The organism is Sphingomonas arabinosi (assembly GCF_036663715.1).
Classification (GTDB): Bacteria; Pseudomonadota; Alphaproteobacteria; order Sphingomonadales; family Sphingomonadaceae; genus Sphingomonas.
In genome coordinates this window covers 163,062-179,330 of sequence record NZ_JAXOJN010000001.1, presented here as the reverse complement: position 1 = coordinate 179,330, position 16,269 = coordinate 163,062, and the positions used below count along the sequence as shown (strand labels likewise).

Annotated in this window: 13 protein-coding genes and 2 tRNA genes; 6 read left to right on the top strand and 9 right to left on the bottom strand. The window is 65.9% G+C overall.

The genetic code is table 11. From position 1 onward, the window contains the following. Positions 1-53: 53 nt before the first annotated feature. From gltB to U1708_RS00830, 6 genes are all read right to left on the bottom strand, one after another. Positions 54-4,562, bottom strand: a complete 4,509-nt coding sequence (gltB, locus tag U1708_RS00855; RefSeq protein WP_332741783.1) for a glutamate synthase large subunit — start codon at positions 4,560-4,562, stop codon at positions 54-56. Beyond that, complete coding sequence (locus U1708_RS00850) at positions 4,559-5,032, bottom strand: HepT-like ribonuclease domain-containing protein (RefSeq protein ID WP_332741781.1); 474 nt, start codon at positions 5,030-5,032, stop codon at positions 4,559-4,561. The genes gltB and U1708_RS00850 overlap by 4 nt, the downstream gene beginning before the upstream one ends. Continuing rightward, complete coding sequence (locus U1708_RS00845; RefSeq protein WP_307087465.1) at positions 5,029-5,325, bottom strand: nucleotidyltransferase domain-containing protein; 297 nt, start codon at positions 5,323-5,325, stop codon at positions 5,029-5,031. The genes U1708_RS00850 and U1708_RS00845 overlap by 4 nt, the downstream gene beginning before the upstream one ends. Then, positions 5,322-6,764 (bottom strand): NAD(P)-dependent oxidoreductase, encoded by a 1,443-nt coding sequence (locus U1708_RS00840; RefSeq protein WP_332741778.1) that lies wholly within the window; start codon positions 6,762-6,764, stop codon positions 5,322-5,324. The genes U1708_RS00845 and U1708_RS00840 overlap by 4 nt, the downstream gene beginning before the upstream one ends. Before the next feature lie 152 nt (positions 6,765-6,916). Further along, a complete protein-coding gene (locus U1708_RS00835; RefSeq protein WP_307087468.1) occupies positions 6,917-7,726 on the bottom strand; it encodes an undecaprenyl-diphosphate phosphatase in 810 nt (269 codons plus the stop codon). Positions 7,727-7,785: 59 nt separating this feature from the next. Then, positions 7,786-8,739, bottom strand: a complete 954-nt coding sequence (locus U1708_RS00830; protein WP_332741774.1) for a complex I NDUFA9 subunit family protein — start codon at positions 8,737-8,739, stop codon at positions 7,786-7,788. A gap of 113 nt (positions 8,740-8,852) precedes the next feature. On the opposite strand from U1708_RS00830, the gene U1708_RS00825 reads away from it, so the two are divergent. After that, positions 8,853-8,939, top strand: a tRNA-Leu gene (locus U1708_RS00825). A 460-nt stretch (positions 8,940-9,399) separates the two neighbouring features. Here U1708_RS00825 and U1708_RS00820 read toward each other — a convergent pair. Beyond that, a tRNA-Gln gene (locus U1708_RS00820) sits at positions 9,400-9,473 on the bottom strand. A gap of 185 nt (positions 9,474-9,658) precedes the next feature. Between U1708_RS00820 and U1708_RS00815 the strand changes: the two genes are divergently transcribed. Both U1708_RS00815 and U1708_RS00810 read left to right on the top strand, forming a co-directional pair. Next, positions 9,659-10,702, top strand: coding sequence for a Ppx/GppA phosphatase family protein (locus U1708_RS00815; RefSeq protein WP_332741772.1), 1,044 nt, complete (start codon positions 9,659-9,661; stop codon positions 10,700-10,702). Further along, positions 10,699-11,370 carry an RlmE family RNA methyltransferase gene (locus tag U1708_RS00810; protein ID WP_056487962.1) on the top strand — a complete coding sequence of 224 codons (672 nt, stop codon included), beginning with the start codon at positions 10,699-10,701 and terminating at the stop codon, positions 11,368-11,370. The genes U1708_RS00815 and U1708_RS00810 overlap by 4 nt, the downstream gene beginning before the upstream one ends. 553 nt (positions 11,371-11,923) lie before the next feature. On the opposite strand, the gene rpoZ is transcribed toward U1708_RS00810, so the two are convergent. Next, complete coding sequence (gene rpoZ, locus U1708_RS00805) at positions 11,924-12,268, bottom strand: DNA-directed RNA polymerase subunit omega (RefSeq protein WP_055882033.1); 345 nt, start codon at positions 12,266-12,268, stop codon at positions 11,924-11,926. A 128-nt stretch (positions 12,269-12,396) separates the two neighbouring features. Between rpoZ and U1708_RS00800 the strand changes: the two genes are divergently transcribed. Next, on the top strand, positions 12,397-13,557 hold the full coding sequence (locus tag U1708_RS00800; protein ID WP_332741767.1) for a phospholipase D-like domain-containing protein: 1,161 nt from the start codon (positions 12,397-12,399) through the stop codon (positions 13,555-13,557). A 258-nt stretch (positions 13,558-13,815) separates the two neighbouring features. On the opposite strand, the gene U1708_RS00795 is transcribed toward U1708_RS00800, so the two are convergent. Further along, positions 13,816-14,430: a class I SAM-dependent methyltransferase gene (locus U1708_RS00795; RefSeq protein ID WP_332741765.1), complete on the bottom strand. Its 615-nt coding sequence runs from the start codon at positions 14,428-14,430 to the stop codon at positions 13,816-13,818. 192 nt (positions 14,431-14,622) lie between these two features. Between U1708_RS00795 and U1708_RS00790 the strand changes: the two genes are divergently transcribed. After that, positions 14,623-14,946, top strand: a complete 324-nt coding sequence (locus U1708_RS00790; RefSeq protein WP_332741763.1) for an antibiotic biosynthesis monooxygenase — start codon at positions 14,623-14,625, stop codon at positions 14,944-14,946. Continuing rightward, entirely contained in the window at positions 14,943-16,265 is a 1,323-nt protein-coding gene (locus U1708_RS00785; protein ID WP_332741761.1) for an MFS transporter, read from the top strand. Before U1708_RS00790 ends, U1708_RS00785 begins: the two co-directional genes overlap by 4 nt. Positions 16,266-16,269 lie beyond the last annotated feature (4 nt).

The window sequence follows — 16,269 nt, the reverse complement described above, 5'->3', positions numbered from 1 at the left end:
ACTTTTCCAATTGGGCCCCGGCCTTCGCCGGGGTGGTGTTTGTGTGGCGTCGTTTACTCCGCCGCAACCAACTCCGCGCTGTCATCCAGCGGATGGCTCAGCCGCGTCAGCATTTCCTTCGGCACGATCTGCCAGAAATGCGGCGCGACCCGGTCCCAGTCCTCGAGCAGGCCCTTCGACCATTTGCTGTCGGTCGTGTCGGCATGATCGCGCACCAGGTCGAGCAGCACGTCGGCCCAGTGGAGCGACTTCACCCGGTCCCAGGTGATGTTCTCGGGGTTGGCGCGCTTTGCGAACACGCCGTCGGGGTCGTAGACGAACGCCATTCCGCCGGTCATCCCCGCACCGAAGTTCGCGCCGACCGCGCCGAGCACCACCGCGATGCCGTTGGTCATATATTCGCACCCGTTCGCGCCGCAGCCCTCGACGACCACGGTCGCGCCCGAGTTGCGGACCGCGAACCGCTCGCCCGCCTGCCCCGCCGCGAACAGCCGCCCGCTGGTCGCGCCATAGAGCACAGTGTTGCCGATGATCGTGTTGTCCTGGCTCGCCAGCGGCGAACTCACCGCCGGCCGCACGATGATCGTACCGCCCGAAAGCCCCTTGCCGACATAGTCGTTCGAATCGCCGAACACCTCGAGCGTGATGCCCTTGCACAGGAATGCGCCGAGCGACTGCCCCGCCGACCCACGCAGCCGGATCGTGACGTGATCGTCCGCCAGCGTCGACATGCCGAACTTCCGCGTGATCTCGCTCGACAGCCGCGTCCCCACCGCGCGGTGCGTGTTGCGCACCGAATAGGTGAGCTGCATCTTCTCCCCGCGCGAGAACACCGCCGCCGCGTCCTTGATGATCTGCGCGTCGAGGCTGTCGGGCACCTCGTTGCGGAACGTCGACAGGCTGAACCGGCGCTGCGAATCGTCAGCATCGACCTTGGCGAGAATGGGGTTGAGATCGAGATCGTCGAGATGCTCCGCCCCGCGGCTGACCTGCCGCAACAGCTCGGTCCGCCCGATCACGTCGTCGAGGCTCTTCACACCGAGCCGCGCAAGGATGTCGCGCACCTCTTCCGCGATGAAGGTCATCAGGTTGATCACCTTCTCGGGCGTGCCGACGAACTTCTGGCGGAGCGCATCGTTCTGCGTGCAGATGCCGACTGGGCACGTGTTCGAATGACACTGGCGCACCATGATGCAGCCCATCGCCACCAGCGACAGCGTGCCGATCCCGAACTCCTCCGCGCCCAGGATCGCGGCGATGACGATGTCACGCCCGGTCTTCAACCCGCCATCGGTGCGCAGCCGCACGCGACCGCGCAGGCCATTGAGCGTCAGCACCTGGTTGACCTCGGACAGCCCCATTTCCCACGGCGTGCCGGCATATTTGATCGAAGTCTGCGGCGACGCGCCGGTGCCGCCGACATGCCCTGCGATCAGGATCACGTCGGCATGCGCCTTCGCCACGCCCGCCGCCACGGTGCCGATCCCCGCCGAAGACACCAGCTTAACGCACACCCGCGCCCGCGGATTGATCTGCTTCAAATCGTAGATAAGCTGCGCCAGATCCTCGATCGAGTAGATGTCGTGATGCGGCGGCGGTGAGATCAGCGTGACGCCGGGCGTCGCATGGCGCAGCTTGGCGATGAACTCGGTCACCTTGAACCCCGGCAGCTGGCCGCCCTCGCCGGGTTTCGCGCCCTGCGCGACCTTGACCTCGATCTCCTCGCACGCGTTCAGATACTCGGCCGTGACGCCGAAGCGGCCGCTCGCGATCTGCTTGATCGTCGAGTTCGCATTGTCGCCGTTCGCGTACGGCACGAAGCGCGACTTGTCCTCGCCGCCCTCGCCCGACACCGCCTTCGCGCCGATCCGGTTCATCGCGATCGCCAGCGTCTCGTGCGCCTCGGGTGACAGCGCGCCGAGCGACATGCCCGGCGTCACGAAACGCTTGCGGATCTCGGTGATCGCCTCGACCTGGTCGACCGGCACGCCCTCCGCGGGGAAGTTGAATTGGAGCAGATCGCGCAGATACACCGGCGGCAGGTCGGACACGCCGCGCGAGAATTGCAGATAACTCGTGTAGCTGTCGGTCGCGACCGCGGTCTGGAGCAGGTGCATCAGTTGCGCAGAATAGGCGTGCGTCTCGCCGGTGTGGCGCTGGCGATAGAAACCACCGATCGGCAACGTCGCGACCGCCGGATCGAATGCCGCCTCGTGCCGGTCGGTCGCGTTGACGTGCAGCGACGCATAGCCCTCGCCGCTGATCTTCGCGGGCATCCCCGGGAACAGGTCGTTCACCAGGCTGCGCGAGAGCCCCACGGCCTCGAAATTATAGCCGCCGCGGTACGACGAGATCACCGCGATCCCCATCTTCGACATGATCTTGAGCAGCCCCTCCTCGACCGCGACGCGGTGGCGGCGCAGGCATTCGGCGAGCTCGAGATCGCCGAACAACCCCCGCGACTGCCGATCGACGATCGCAGCTTCGGCCAGATACGCGTTCACGGTGGTCGCGCCGACGCCGATCAGCACCGCATAATAATGCGTGTCGAGGCACTCGGCGGTCCGCACGTTGATCGACGCGTAAGAGCGCAGGCCACGGCGGACGAGATGCGTGTGCACCGCCGCCACCGCAAGCACGCCGGCGATGCCGACGCGGTCTTCGGAGATGGCTTCGTCGGTGAGGAAGATCTCGCTCTTGCCCTGGCGGACCGCCTGCTCGGCCTCGTTACGGATCCGCTGGATCGCCGCGCGGAGCTTCTCCGGCCCACCGCCGACGTCGAACGTACAGTCGATCTCGGCGACCGCATTACCGAAATGCGCCTTAAGCCGCGACCAATGCTCACCGGTCAGCACCGGCGAATCGAGCACCAGCACGCGCTCGCGCTGGTCGCGCACGTCGAGGATGTTGGCCAAATTGCCGAACCGCGTCTTCAGCGACATCACGTGGCGCTCGCGCAACGGATCGATCGGCGGGTTAGTAACCTGCGAGAAGTTCTGGCGGAAGAACTGGCTGATCAACCGCGGCTTGTCCGAGATCACCGCGAGCGGCGTGTCGTCGCCCATCGATCCGATCGCTTCCTTGGCGGATTCGACCATCGGCGACAGGATCAGCTCCATGTCCTCCATCGTCTGGCCCGCGGCGACTTGGCGGCGCGCGAGTTCGGCGCGGTCGTAGCGAACGACCGCATCCTCGACCGAGGGAAGATCAGCGAGCGTATGGAATTCGCCGATCATCGCGGCGTAATCCGCCTCGCCCGAGATGCGATCCTTCACTTCGCGATCCTGGAGCAGACGCCCTTCGTCGAGGTCGACCGCGATCATCTCACCCGGTCCCAGGCGGCCCTTGGCAACGATAGTCGATTCAGGAACGACGACCATGCCGCTCTCCGACCCTACGATCAGCAGACCGTCCGAGGTCAGCGTATAGCGGAGCGGACGAAGCGCGTTGCGGTCCATGCCCGCGACCGCCCAGCGGCCATCGGTCATCGCGAGCGCGGCTGGGCCGTCCCACGGCTCCATGACGGACGCGAGATACTGGTACATCGCGGTATGCTCGGGCGGCATGTCCGGGCTGGCGGCTTCGGGGACGAGCATCAGCTTGGCGGTCGGCGCATCGCGGCCCGAACGGCAGATCGCCTCGAACACCGCGTCCAATGCCGCGGTGTCGGACGCGCCGGCCGGGATCACCGGCTTGATGTCCTCCGAATTGTCGCCGAACGCGAGGCTCGCCATCCGGATCTCGTGGGAGAGCATCCAGTTCTTGTTGCCGCGGATCGTGTTGATCTCGCCGTTATGCGCGAGGCAGCGGAACGGTTGCGCCAGCCACCATTGCGGGAAGGTGTTGGTCGAATAGCGCTGGTGGAAGATCGCGACGCGGCTTTCGAAGCGCTGGTCGCACAGGTCCGGGTAGAAGACCGACAGCGATTCCGCGAGGAACAGCCCCTTGTAGATGATCGACCGGCACGACAGCGAACAGATGTAGAAGCCCTGGATCTGCGCCGCGATCACGCGCTTCTCGATACGCCTGCGGACGAGATACAGCGTCTTTTCGAACTCGGCGGCGTCCTGCTCCTCGGGCAGCGGCCCGGCGATCATGATCTGCTCGATCTCGGGGCGCGTCGCCTGCGCCTTCATCCCGATCACAGACACGTCGACCGGCACCTGGCGCCAGCCATAGATGGTGTAGCCCGCCTCGATGATCGCGCTCTCGACGATCGTCCGGCAATCCTCCTGCGCGCCGAGATCGGTACGCGGCAGGAAGATCATCCCCACCGCGAGCCGGTTCGGCCGCACCTTGTGGCCGGAGGCGGCGACCGCATCGTCGAAGAACCGCAGCGGCAGGTCGATATGCAGCCCTGCGCCGTCGCCCGTCTTGCCATCCGCATCGACCGCACCGCGGTGCCACACCGCCTTCAGCGCATCGACCGCGGACTGCACGACACGCCGCGACGCGCGCCCATCGGTGGCGGCGACGAGGCCGACGCCACACGCATCGCCCTCGAATTCGGGGCGGTACATGCCGTGCTCGGCGAGACGGGCGCGTTCGGTTTCGTTGGTCATGCCAACCATTCCTTCTTGTCGACGTAGGTGAGCGCGCGCTGGCTAGCGGCGCGGAGAATGTCGGTGGCCCGGACCGCCTCGACCAACTTGGCGAACCGCGCCTCGCTGGTCAGTGGATAGTCGTGGACGAGACGATTGCGCAGCTTGACCACTGCCATCCAGTCGTCGGCGCTATCGATGATTCGCAGCGACACCATTCGGTTGGCGACATCGCGGGCGTACAGGTCCTTGGTATCGACAGCGCGCGCCTGAAGAATGGTCCGAAACAGCCGCATCAACTGATCTTCCAGTTGCTCGACCGTTTTTAGCAAGGCCCGCGATCCGACACGACCATGTTCCGTCATGGCCTTGAACGCGGTCAGGTCGTTCGGCACGGTACCGAGCAGCCGCATATCCTCGTCGAGCGCGATGTTGAGCGACTGCACCCGATCACAGATGATCTCGAGGATGTCGTCTTCGGGCTCCGTCACAGCACGATCCCGTCACGATAGGCGATCCGCTCGAACCCGCGCGGCGTACCGCCACGAATCGTGAGCACGACGTCGACTTTTTGCGGATCGATCCGTCGGAACAGCCGGTCCTCGAATTTGCCCCGATCGCGCCATTCATCCGCGACCGCGTCGACCTCGATGTGGAGGTCGATGTCGCCGCCGCGCAAGGCGTCGTCGACCCGGCTGCCGAACAGGCGCACGACCGCGGTTTCGCCGAACGTCTCCGCGGCGGCCTCCTTGATCGCGGCGACCTCTTCGGGGTTCAGCCTCATGCCGCCACCTTCGCGTTCGCAGCCTTGGTCTTCAGCCATTTGTGCATCGTCGCGGCGACGTCGCGACCGTCGCGGATCGCCCAGACGACGAGGCTTGCACCGCGGACGATGTCGCCCGCTGCGAACACGCCGTCGAGCGAGGTCATCAGCGTCTTGCCGTCGACCAGCACGGTGCCCCAGCGGCTAACGCCGAGTTCGGGCGTCGCGAACAGGGTCGGCAGGTCCTCGGCGTCGAAGCCGAGCGCCTTGATGACCAGATCGGCGTTCACGGAATAGTCGCCGGCGGGATCGGGCTCGGGTGCGCGGCGGCCGCTCGCGTCGGGCGCGCCGAGACGCATCTTCCGCACCTTGACGCTCGATACCACGTCACCGCCGTCGAAGCTCTGCGGGCCCGAAAGCCAGACGAACTCGACGCCCTCTTCCTCGGCATTGGCCACCTCACGCTGCGAGCCGGGCATGTTGGCGCGGTCGCGGCGGTAGAGGCACTTCACCGACTTCGCACCCTGGCGGATCGCGGTACGGACACAGTCCATCGCAGTGTCGCCGCCGCCGATCACGACGACGTCCTTGCCCGCGGCATCGAGGCTGCCGTCGTCGAACGCGGGCACGGCGTCGCCGAAGCCCTTGCGGTTCGAGGCGACGAGGAAATCGAGTGCCGCGACCACGCCGTTCGAACCGCCGCCGGGCAGGTCCATAGCGCGCGCCTTGTAGACGCCGGTCGCGATCAGGATCGCGTCGTGACGCTGGCGGAGATCGTCGAGGCTCGCATCCTCGCCGACCGCAAAGCCTTCGTGGAAGACGATGCCGGCTGCCTTGAGTCGCTCGACGCGGCGCATGACGATCGGCTTTTCCAGCTTGAACCCGGGAATACCGTAGGTGAGCAGCCCGCCCGCCCGGTCGTAGCGATCGTAGACGTGCACGTCATAGCCATGCCCGCGCAGATATTCCGCCGTGGTCAGACCTGCCGGCCCCGCGCCGATCACACCGACAGACTGGCCGCGCGACTTGCCGGGGACCAGCGGCTCGACCCAGCCATTTTCCCAGGCGGTATCGGTGATGAACTTCTCGACCGCTCCGATCGTGACCGCGCCGTGCCCCGTAAATTCGATAACGCAATTGCCTTCGCACAGCCGGTCCTGCGGGCAGATGCGGCCACAGATTTCGGGCATGGTCGAGGTCGCGTTGCTCAGCTCATACGCCTCGCGCAGACGCCCTTCCGCGGTCAGCCTGAGCCAATCGGGGATGTGGTTGTGCAGCGGGCAGTGGACCGCGCAATAGGGTACGCCGCACTGCGAACAGCGTCCGGCCTGCTCTTCCGCAGGTTCGACGGCATAGCGTTGCGCGATCTCGCGGAAATCATCGGCCCGCTCGTCCGCGGTGCGCTTGTCGGGGTAGGATTGCTCCCTACCGACAAATTTGAGCATCGAATCGTTCGCCATGATAGCCTCCGACAGCCGCGTTATTGCGCGATCGGAGCCTTGTCACGGCTAAATCAACAGATATGACATGAGTACTGTCATATATAATTGCACTCTCAAGCAGAATTCGGTGAGAGCCGTTCTCAATTACCTTTATTGGTCCCAGTTCGGACTTACTTGGTCAACAGCCATACCAGCGCGGCCGAGCCGGCTGCCACGCGGTACCAGGCGAACGGGACGAAGCCGTGCTTGGTGACGATCCCGACGAACCACTTCACCACCAGCAACGCGACGATGAACGACACCGCAGCGCCGATCGCGATCGCGCCCAGCCCGACCCCGCCGCCGCTCGCGATCGCATCGCGGTTCTTCAGCAGTTCGAGCGCACTCGCACCCAGCATCGTCGGGATCGCGAGGAAGAAGCTGAACTCAGCCGCGGTGCGCCGTTCGACGCCCAGCGCCAACGCGCCGAGGATTGTCGCGCCAGACCGGCTGACGCCCGGGATCATCGCGAGACACTGGAGAAAACCAATGCCGATCACGGTCTTCAATGGAATGTCCGCCACTCCGCTGATGTCGCTGCGCGGTGCGAACCGCTCGACCGCGAGGATCGCAAAGCCGCCGACGATCAGCGCGATCGCGACGACTTCCGCATTGCCAAGCAGCGCCTCGATATATTTGTGCAGCGCCAGCCCGATGACGGCCGCCGGAATGAACGCCACCACCAGGTTGCGCAGGAACAGCCACGACTTCGGCTCGCGCTTGATCAGCCCCATGCCGACCGCCCAGAACGTCCGCCAATAGAGCACGACGATCGCGAGGATCGCACCGAGCTGGATGACGACATTGAACACCTCCCAGCGCCCCGCATCATAACCGAGCAGCCGCGTCGCGAGGATCAGGTGACCGGTCGAGGAGACGGGCAGGAATTCGGTGATCCCCTCGACGATGCCGAGGAGGATGACGGTGAGAAGTTCGGTCAAGCGGGAGCTCCGGCGCGATAGGTCAGGGCAATGTCAGGGGCGGCGTAGCACGCGCTGGATCAGATAACAGGGACTTCCGCGCGCGTTTCGGCGCGGCGTCCGAACCGTCCGGCCTTGCGAAAGCGCACCAGCCAGCCCGGTGCGACCGTCGACAGCGGCGTCGCGTCGATGCCGAATGCGGCCAAGCCGTCGGTGCCGGTAACGACGTTGTCGCTCTGCAACATGGTCCACTGGTCCTTGGTGATCGGCATGCCGGGCAGGAAGCCGGCCTTGGCAATCATCGCGCCGGCAAAGTCCGGCAGCTCGACGATCGAGGGATCGCGACCGATCGTCTTGGCGATCCAGCGGATGAGGTTGCCCATCGTGATGATGTCGGGCCCGCCGAGCTCCAGCGTCTGGCCGCCGAACGTCTCGGGCGCGGACGCCGCCGCGACGATCGCATCCGCCACGTTGCCGACGAATACCGGCTGGAACTTCGCACCCGCGCGCAACACTGGCACGACCGGCGCCTTGGCGATCATGCCGGCAAAGCGGTTCACGAACTGGTCTTCCTGGCCGAACACGATCGACGGCCGCAGGATCGTCGCGTTCGGGAACGCGTCGAGCACCGCCGCCTCGCCCTGCCCCTTCGACTTGCCGTACGCCGACGCGGACTGGGGATCGGCGCCGATCGCCGACACGTGCACCAGCGCGCCGACGCCGGCCTTCGCCGCAGCCTGCGCGACGGTCTGCGCGCCGAGCGCCTGGACACGCTGGAAATCACCCGCGAGCACGCCGACCAGGTTCACCACCACGTCCGAGCCGCGGACCGCATGCGCGATCGTCTCGGGCTTGGTCACGTCGGCACCGACGAACTGCGTCTGGCCAAGCCCGCCGAGCGGTTTCAGGAAGAACGCCTGCCGCGGATCGCGCTGCGCGATGCGGACGCGCGCGCCCGTCGCCAGCAGCGCCTGTGCGACATAGCGGCCGACGAAACCGCCACCCCCGATCAGCGTCACCAGTTTGTCGTTCATCGCCCGTCCGTCCACTTTGTTTTGCCTGCCCATTCGCGAATAACCCCTTGCCCCAGCAAGAGGCGTGTTGACAAGCATCGCGACCCTCCACTAGAGGCGCCCTCCTACCCCGTGCCCGGATGGCGGAATTGGTAGACGCACCAGCTTCAGGTGCTGGCGATCGCAAGGTCGTGGAGGTTCGAGTCCTCTTCCGGGCACCATCTACAACGAGCGAGCCCAAACCGGGCGGATCACCAGATCCGCCTGCGCTGCGCTCGGCTTGTAGAAATGCTGCTCAAATGTTCCCACGGCGATGACAGGCGGGGACAGGCATGGTCCTGCAATAGCGGACGAGCGCTTTCACGGTGGCCGCGAACGGGTAAAGTGCCATCGGCACTCGGTCCCGACTAAATTCAATCCATGCCATGATCCGGCGGACGGTCGGTTCGCCTTTGCGGCGCGGGAAGTCATTTTGGCGTGAGCGACGCCGATACGGCTAACCGCCCGAACGATCGCGCGCCTTCCCGTATCGATCACGCTCCAAGCTTGGAGGATCGTGATACGTCGTGCACGGCTACACTACTTGTCGACGCTCCGAGGGCGCGTTCAGTGCCACCGCCAGTTCGCTCGGTACTATCGCGATTTGTTAAAATGCCTCGACCGCTCAATGCGGCAAAGCGCTGGATGCCCCGTGAGGATTCGAACCTCAATAGGCGGTATCAGAAACCGCAGTCTTACCATTAGACGACGGGGCATCAGCGAGGGCGGGCTCTACGGGGGCGGTTTATCGCTGTCAACGCCAAGATGTTGCCGATGTGCCACTTGGCTTGCGTAATCGCGCCGCCGCGCTACATTCACTGCCAAGCACCGGGCGGGTATTTTCCCGCGGCGGCAGACATAGATAGCGAGTTTTACGGCGATGGGGGATGTTTCCGCCCGAATGCCGTTCCGGCAGGGTAGTCCTGCCCGTCCGGCGACGACCCGGCCCTCTCGTGGGCGGTGGGCCGATGCGCAGGCGTTTGCCGCGCTCGATCTAGGCACCAACAATTGCAGATTGCTGATCGCGCGGCCCCAGGCTGGCGGGTTCGCGGTGATCGACGCGTTCTCGCGTATCGTGCGGCTTGGCGAAGGTCTGGCCTCGACCGGCAAGCTGAGCGACGCGGCGATCGAGCGGACGATCGCCGCCTTGCGCGTGTGTTCGGACAAGCTGCAACGGCGCAACGTCACGCTCGCGCGCTCGGTCGCGACGGAGGCCTGTCGGCAGGCGTCGAACGGGCCGGATTTCATTGCGCGCGCACTCGCCGAGACGGGTATCCACCTCGACATCATTTCCGCCGAGGAAGAGGCGCGGTTGGCCGTCCTTGGCTGCCATGCGCTGATCGAGCCGGGGGAAGATCCGGCACTGGTGTTCGATATCGGCGGCGGATCGACCGAACTCGTGCTGATCGATACCTCGACGCCTGTTCCGACCGTGCTCGACTGGCATTCGGCGCCGTGGGGCGTGGTGTCGCTGACCGAGCATGCCGGCGGCGGTGAAGGCGAAGACGGACGCCGCGCCGCCTATGCAAGGATGCGGAGCGTGGTCGCGGACAGTTTCGCGGGGTTCGCCAGCCGCCTGCCCCGGCATATCGAGCGGCCACGGTTGCTCGGCACCAGCGGCACGGTGACGACGCTCGGCAGCGTGCATCTCGGGCTCAGCCATTACGACCGGTCAGTGGTCGATGGGCTGATCGTGCCGGCCTCGGCGATGCGTAAGATCAGCGCCGACCTATCCCATATGTCGATCACGGAGCGCGCCAAGCTGCCGTGCATCGGCAACGAGCGCGCCGACCTGGTGGTCGCGGGCTGTGCGATTTTGGAGACGATCATGGATTTGTGGCCCGCCGAACGGCTCGGCATCGCCGACCGCGGTATTCGCGAAGGCATACTGCGCGGACTGATGGGCTCCCCCAAGCCCGGCAAAGCCACGGGAGCGACGGCATGAGCCGCGGCGGTTCCGGCGGGCATGTCCGCGTGCTCACCGCGCGCAAGCGGACCGCGCAGTCGACGCGCTGGCTCGAGCGGCAGTTGAACGATCCGTATGTGAAGCGCGCCAAGGCCGACGGGTATCGCAGTCGGGCGGCGTACAAGCTGATCGAGCTGGACGAGCGGTTCGAGCTGATCCGGGGATCGAAGCGCGTGGTCGATCTGGGCCTCGCGCCGGGCGGCTGGGCGCAGGTGATCCGGCGGCGGATTCCCAAGGCGACCGTGGTCGGGATCGATCTGCTGCCGGTCGATCCGATCGAGGGCGTGACGATCTTCGAGATGGATTTCCTCGACGATGCCGCACCGGGGAAGCTGATCGAGGCGCTGGGCGGCGCCCCCGATCTGGTGCTGTCGGACATGGCGGCGAACACCGTCGGGCATCCACAGACCGATGCCTTGCGGACGATGGCGCTGGTGGAAACTGCGCTGCACTTTGCGTGCGAGGTACTCGAGCCGGGTGGGACGTTCGTGTCGAAGGTGTTTGCGGGCGGTGCGGATTCCGAGCTGGTCGCGGAGATGAAGCGGAACTTCAAGACGGTGAAGCATGCCAAGCCACCGGCTAGCCGTAAGGGGTCGGTCGAGTGGTTTGTTGTCGCGCAGGGGTTTAAGGGTCGGTCAGCGGATTAGCATGGCTAATCCGCGTCGCGGACCGACCCCGGCCAGCGTTGCGCAGCAACGACTGACGACGCGGCTTCGCCGTGGCGCCCTGCCTTAGGGTGGTCGCAAGCGATGCGGCCGGAATGAAGCATAAGCATGTTTCCCCGCGAAGGTGGGGATCCAGGCTGGGCTCCCGCCTTCGCGGGAGAACATGGGCGAGGCTCGCCAGATGTGATGCGTCGATCAACGACCCACGTTTTCGTCATCCCCGCGCAGACGGGGATCCATATGCTCAGGCGGTCGCGATCCTACGAGAGGCTGGCCAATATGGGTTCCCGCCTCCGCCGGGAATGACGGCTTTGGGCCGGACCATCCCACCCGTGCCCTCACCCTTCCCACGGCAAGCGCCGCGGGCCCCTTCCCTCTCCCCTTCAGGGAGAGGGCATAGAAAAAGCCCGCGGACTTGGGTCCACGGGCTCTCTCTATTTCGCGCGCCGCGGCAAAGCCGCGTCGTCGGTCGGGCGATGCCCGCCGGCCGGGGTTTCGGCCGAGCCGCGGATTAGCTTTCGCTAATCCTGCTGCTTCAACCCTCGTAATCCGCCCCAAGATTCTGGTTCCGCGGCGGCGCAGCAGCGGTAAGCCGCAACGCTTCGGCCGAAGCCGCCAGGCTGCCGACGGCATCGACCTCGTCGTCGTCATCGACGCGAACCTTCTGCAGGCCCTGGATGACCTGTTCCTTGAGATGCGCCGGCTTGACGTTCTCGTCGGCGATCTCGCGCAGCGCGACGACCGGGTTCTTGTCGCGGTCGCGATCGAGCGTCAGTTCTGCACCGCCCGAGATCTGGCGCGCACGCTGGGCCGCGAACAACACCAGGTCGAACCGGTTGGGGATCTTGTCGACACAATCCTCGACGGTAACGCGCGCCATGCGGCTTCCTTCGTAACAACGATAGAATGAGAGTGCGTCGCCTACGGGGGGTGGCCCGCAAAGTCAAGAAATGCGCGGATGCCGCCCCCGGGTTGCCACTCGCGCGCCCGGTGTCCATCAGGCGCACCATGGAAGATCCCGCGGAACAGCCGACTTTCGCCGTCGACGGCAACCAGATGACGCTGCTCGATACCGGCCCCCGGCGCATCGACGCCGTGCTTGCGCTGATCGACGGTGCCGAGCGGACGTTGCGCATACTCTATTACATCTACGCCGACGACGAGTCCGGAAAGCGCGTGAATGCCGCGCTCCTCGCCGCTGCCGGACGCGGGGTCGAGGTCGCGCTGATCGTCGACGGCTTCGGTAGCGACGACGCCTCCCAGGCCTTTTTCGAACCGCTCGAGACCGCGGGCATCTCGGTCTGCCGGTTCTCCGCACGGTTCGGCCGCCGCTATCTGCTGCGCAACCACCAGAAGCTCGCGCTTGCCGACGAGGCGCGGATCATCATCGGCGGGTTCAACATCGAGGACGATTATTTCGGGACGGCGGCCGAACAAGCCTGGCGCGATCTGGGCCTGCTGGTCGAGGGACCGGCAGCGGGACGCCTGGCAGGGTATTTCGATGCGCTCAAGGACTGGATCCACGAGCCCAAGGGCAAGCTGCGCCGGCTGAACGCGGCGCTATCGCGCTGGAGCGAGACCAAGGGTGCGACACGGTGGCTGATCGGCGGACCGACGCGGAAACTGTCGCCCTGGGCGCGCGCGGTGCGCGACGACATGCGCGCCGGACGACGGATCGACATCATCGCCGGCTATTTCACGCCCAGCCCCACGCTGCTGCGGCGGCTCGACAAAGCCGGGCGCCGGCAGGCGGACGTGCGGATCGTCACCGCGAGCAAATCGGACAACAACGCCACGATCGCCGCCGCGCGGTTCACCTATGCCGGGCTGTTGCGCAAGGGCGTGCGGGTGTTCGAATACCAGCCGACCAAGCTGCACACGAAGCTGTATGTGATCGACGACGCGGTGCATATCGGCTCGGCGAATTTCGACATGCGCAGCCTGTTCATCAACCTCGAACTGATGCTGAGGATCGAGGATGCGGCGTTCGCGGCGCACGTCCGTGGCTACATTGACGGCGAGGTCGCGAAATCGACCGAAGTGACCAAGGAACTGTACCAGGCGAACACCGGCTGGGTGCAGCGCATCAAGCAGCTCGGGGCATATTTCATCGTTGCCGTAGTGGACCCGAGCTTGTCGCGAGGGCTGAACTTCGGGATCGACGAGTAGGGACGTCGAGCGAGGCGTGCCACACTGAGACCAACACTCCCGTCATCCTGACGAAAGTCAGGACCCAGGATAACGGAAGCTGCCGCTTTTGGCTCTGGATCCTGACTTTCGTCAGGATGACGGCCGGACTTTGCCCAGCATCAGCGCCGACGGCACAGCCGCCGTCGGACGGGTTCGGCTTAGCCGACCCGCCGGCCGGGTCTGACGCTGCGCTGCGCTATCGCTTTGCGCATCGACGCGGGCGTGGCCGCGCCTGCGTCAGTCCTTCCACGCCCAATACAGCTGCGCCGGCGGCACGTTCCACCACTCCATGTCGTGATCGATCGACACGAAATGCGGCGTCAGGAAGTCCTTCACCTTGGGCGAGAACTGATAGACCAGGAACGCGCCGCCGGTCCGCAGCACCGAATGCGTGGCGCTTGCGATCGCCGGACCGACGCCGGGGGGCAGCGTCGAGAAAGGAAGCCCGGACAGCACATAGTCCGCCTTCTCGAAACCGTGATCCGCGACGATCGTCTCGACCTCGTCCGCCGACCCCAGCACCGCGAAGAAACGCGGGTCGGTGATCGTGTGGCGCAGATACTGGATGAACTCGGGGTTGGTGTCGATCACCACCAGCTTGGCATCGGGTGCCATGCGGTCGAGAATCGGGCGGCAGAAGGTGCCGACGCCCGGACCGTATTCGACGAACAGCTTGCAGTTCGCCCAGTCCACCGGACCGAGCATCTTGCGAATCAGCTTGTCCGACGACGGCACGATCGATCCGACCATGACCGGGTGTTTCAGGAACCCTGAAAAGAACATCTGCCACGGGGACGGCACGCCTGCGGGTCGGCTGCGTGCACGCCGGGTGGCGGTGGTCGAACTGGGCATCGCGTTCCTTACGGTCAGGGGTCCCGCACGCTGGCGAGGCTTTGGCCCTCCCGTCGCACGAATTCCGAACGCGTTTCAAGGCCCGCGGGTTGCATCGGGCGACGAACCGAAGCGGAAGTCGTTCTGCGCCAAGCGGTTCACCCGCTTTGGCTCCCGCTTTGCCAAGCGTACCGCATCGCTTAAGAACCGGTCATGAACGACGATCGTACAGGACGGATTGCGGTTATTTTCGTGTCGATCCGTAACGACGCGGACCCGATCGGTTACGGCCGGGCGGCGGCGGCGATGGACGCGCTCGCCGCGCAGCAGCCAGGCTATCGCGGTGTCGACAGCGCGCGCGAGGCGGGCGGTATGGGGATCACTATAAGCTACTGGGCAGACGACGCCGCGGCGATCGCATGGCGCGACCATCCCGAGCACACCGCGATTCGCGACCAGGGACGATCGCTCTGGTACGACAGCTATTCGGTGAACGTCGCGCGGATCGAGCGCGCCTATGATTGGACTCGACCATGATCGGCCCGGCGACCGGGACCACGACCGAAGGCCCCAGGATCGACCGCCTCTTCGCGCTGATGTTCCTCGTCATGCTGACGATCGCGGCGGGGAATACCGCGTTGCAGTCGGTGCTGCCCGCGCTCGGTCGCTCGCTCGGGGTCGCCGACAGCGCGGTCGCGGCGGCGTTCTCGGTCTCGGCCCTGCTATGGGTGATCGCCGCGCCGTTCTGGGCCAACCGGTCTGACAAGCACGGCCGGCGGGCGATGATCCTGCTCGGCGTCGGCGGGTTCAGCGTGTCGCTGACCCTGTGCGGCGTGTTCCTGCTCGCGGGGATCAACGCCTGGATCGGCGGCACGACCGCGTTCCTGTGCTTCATCGGGGGACGGCTGATCTACGGTGCGTTCGGCGCCGCGGCCCCGCCCGCGGTCCAGGCGCTGGTCGCCGGCGAGACTACGCGCGAGGAACGGACCAAGGCGCTCACGCTGCTCGCCTCGGCATTCGGGCTCGGCACGATATTGGGGCCGGCGATCGCGCCGTATTTGATCCTCGGCTCGATCGGCGGGGTCGAGATCGGGCTAGCGGGCCCTGCGTTCCTGTTCGCGGTGTTCGGGGTGGCGGTGTGGATCACCGTCCGACGAATGCTGCCCGACGACAAGATCGTCCCCCCGCACGAGACGCACGGCGCAAGTTCGGCCTACCCCTCGATCGGCGGCGCGCCGACCGGCGCTTCGGTCGCCGCCGCCACCGGCTCGTATGTCGAGCATGTCGGCTACACCGATCCGCGCATCCGTGCCTGGATGATCGCCGGGCTGGTGATGGGCCATGCTCAGGCGATGACGGGCCAGGCGATCGGCTTCCTCGTGATCGACCGCCTCCACCTCGCCCCCGCGCTCGCGCTGGAGCCGACCGGCATCGTCCTGATGATGGGCGCCGGTGCCGCTTTGCTCGCACAATGGGGCATCATTCCGCGACTGAACATGACCCCGCGGCAACTCGTGCTGACCGGACTGGTGCTGGCCGCTGCCGGCACCGCGCTGACGGGAATCGCGACGTCGCTCTACACGATCGCGACCGCCTATGCGCTGGCGAGCCTCGGCTTCGGGTTCACAAGGCCGGGGTTCACGGCAGGGTCGTCGCTGGCGGTCGGCGCCAACGCGCAAGGCTCGGTCGCGGGCAAGGTGACGTCGATCAACGGCGCGAGCTTCGTCCTCGGCCCGTCGATCGGGGTCGGCTTGTACGAAGCGCAGCACTCGCTGCCGTATCTCGTCGCGGGTGCCGCGTGCGCAGTGATGATCGCCTACGCCTGGGTAGCGCTGAAGGACGCAAAAGACGCCTAGGCTC

Coding starts and splice junctions, on each gene's coding strand:
- gltB (WP_332741783.1), bottom strand. CDS start 4,562: ATGACCAACGAAACCGAACGCGCCCGTCTCGCCGAGCACGGCATGTAC.
- U1708_RS00845 (WP_307087465.1), bottom strand. CDS start 5,325: ATGAGGCTGAACCCCGAAGAGGTCGCCGCGATCAAGGAGGCCGCCGCG.
- U1708_RS00840 (WP_332741778.1), bottom strand. CDS start 6,764: ATGGCGAACGATTCGATGCTCAAATTTGTCGGTAGGGAGCAATCCTAC.
- U1708_RS00830 (WP_332741774.1), bottom strand. CDS start 8,739: ATGAACGACAAACTGGTGACGCTGATCGGGGGTGGCGGTTTCGTCGGC.
- U1708_RS00815 (WP_332741772.1), top strand. CDS start 9,659: ATGCCGTTCCGGCAGGGTAGTCCTGCCCGTCCGGCGACGACCCGGCCC.
- U1708_RS00810 (WP_056487962.1), top strand. CDS start 10,699: ATGAGCCGCGGCGGTTCCGGCGGGCATGTCCGCGTGCTCACCGCGCGC.
- rpoZ (WP_055882033.1), bottom strand. CDS start 12,268: ATGGCGCGCGTTACCGTCGAGGATTGTGTCGACAAGATCCCCAACCGG.
- U1708_RS00800 (WP_332741767.1), top strand. CDS start 12,397: ATGGAAGATCCCGCGGAACAGCCGACTTTCGCCGTCGACGGCAACCAG.
- U1708_RS00795 (WP_332741765.1), bottom strand. CDS start 14,430: ATGCCCAGTTCGACCACCGCCACCCGGCGTGCACGCAGCCGACCCGCA.
- U1708_RS00790 (WP_332741763.1), top strand. CDS start 14,623: ATGAACGACGATCGTACAGGACGGATTGCGGTTATTTTCGTGTCGATC.
- U1708_RS00785 (WP_332741761.1), top strand. CDS start 14,943: ATGATCGGCCCGGCGACCGGGACCACGACCGAAGGCCCCAGGATCGAC.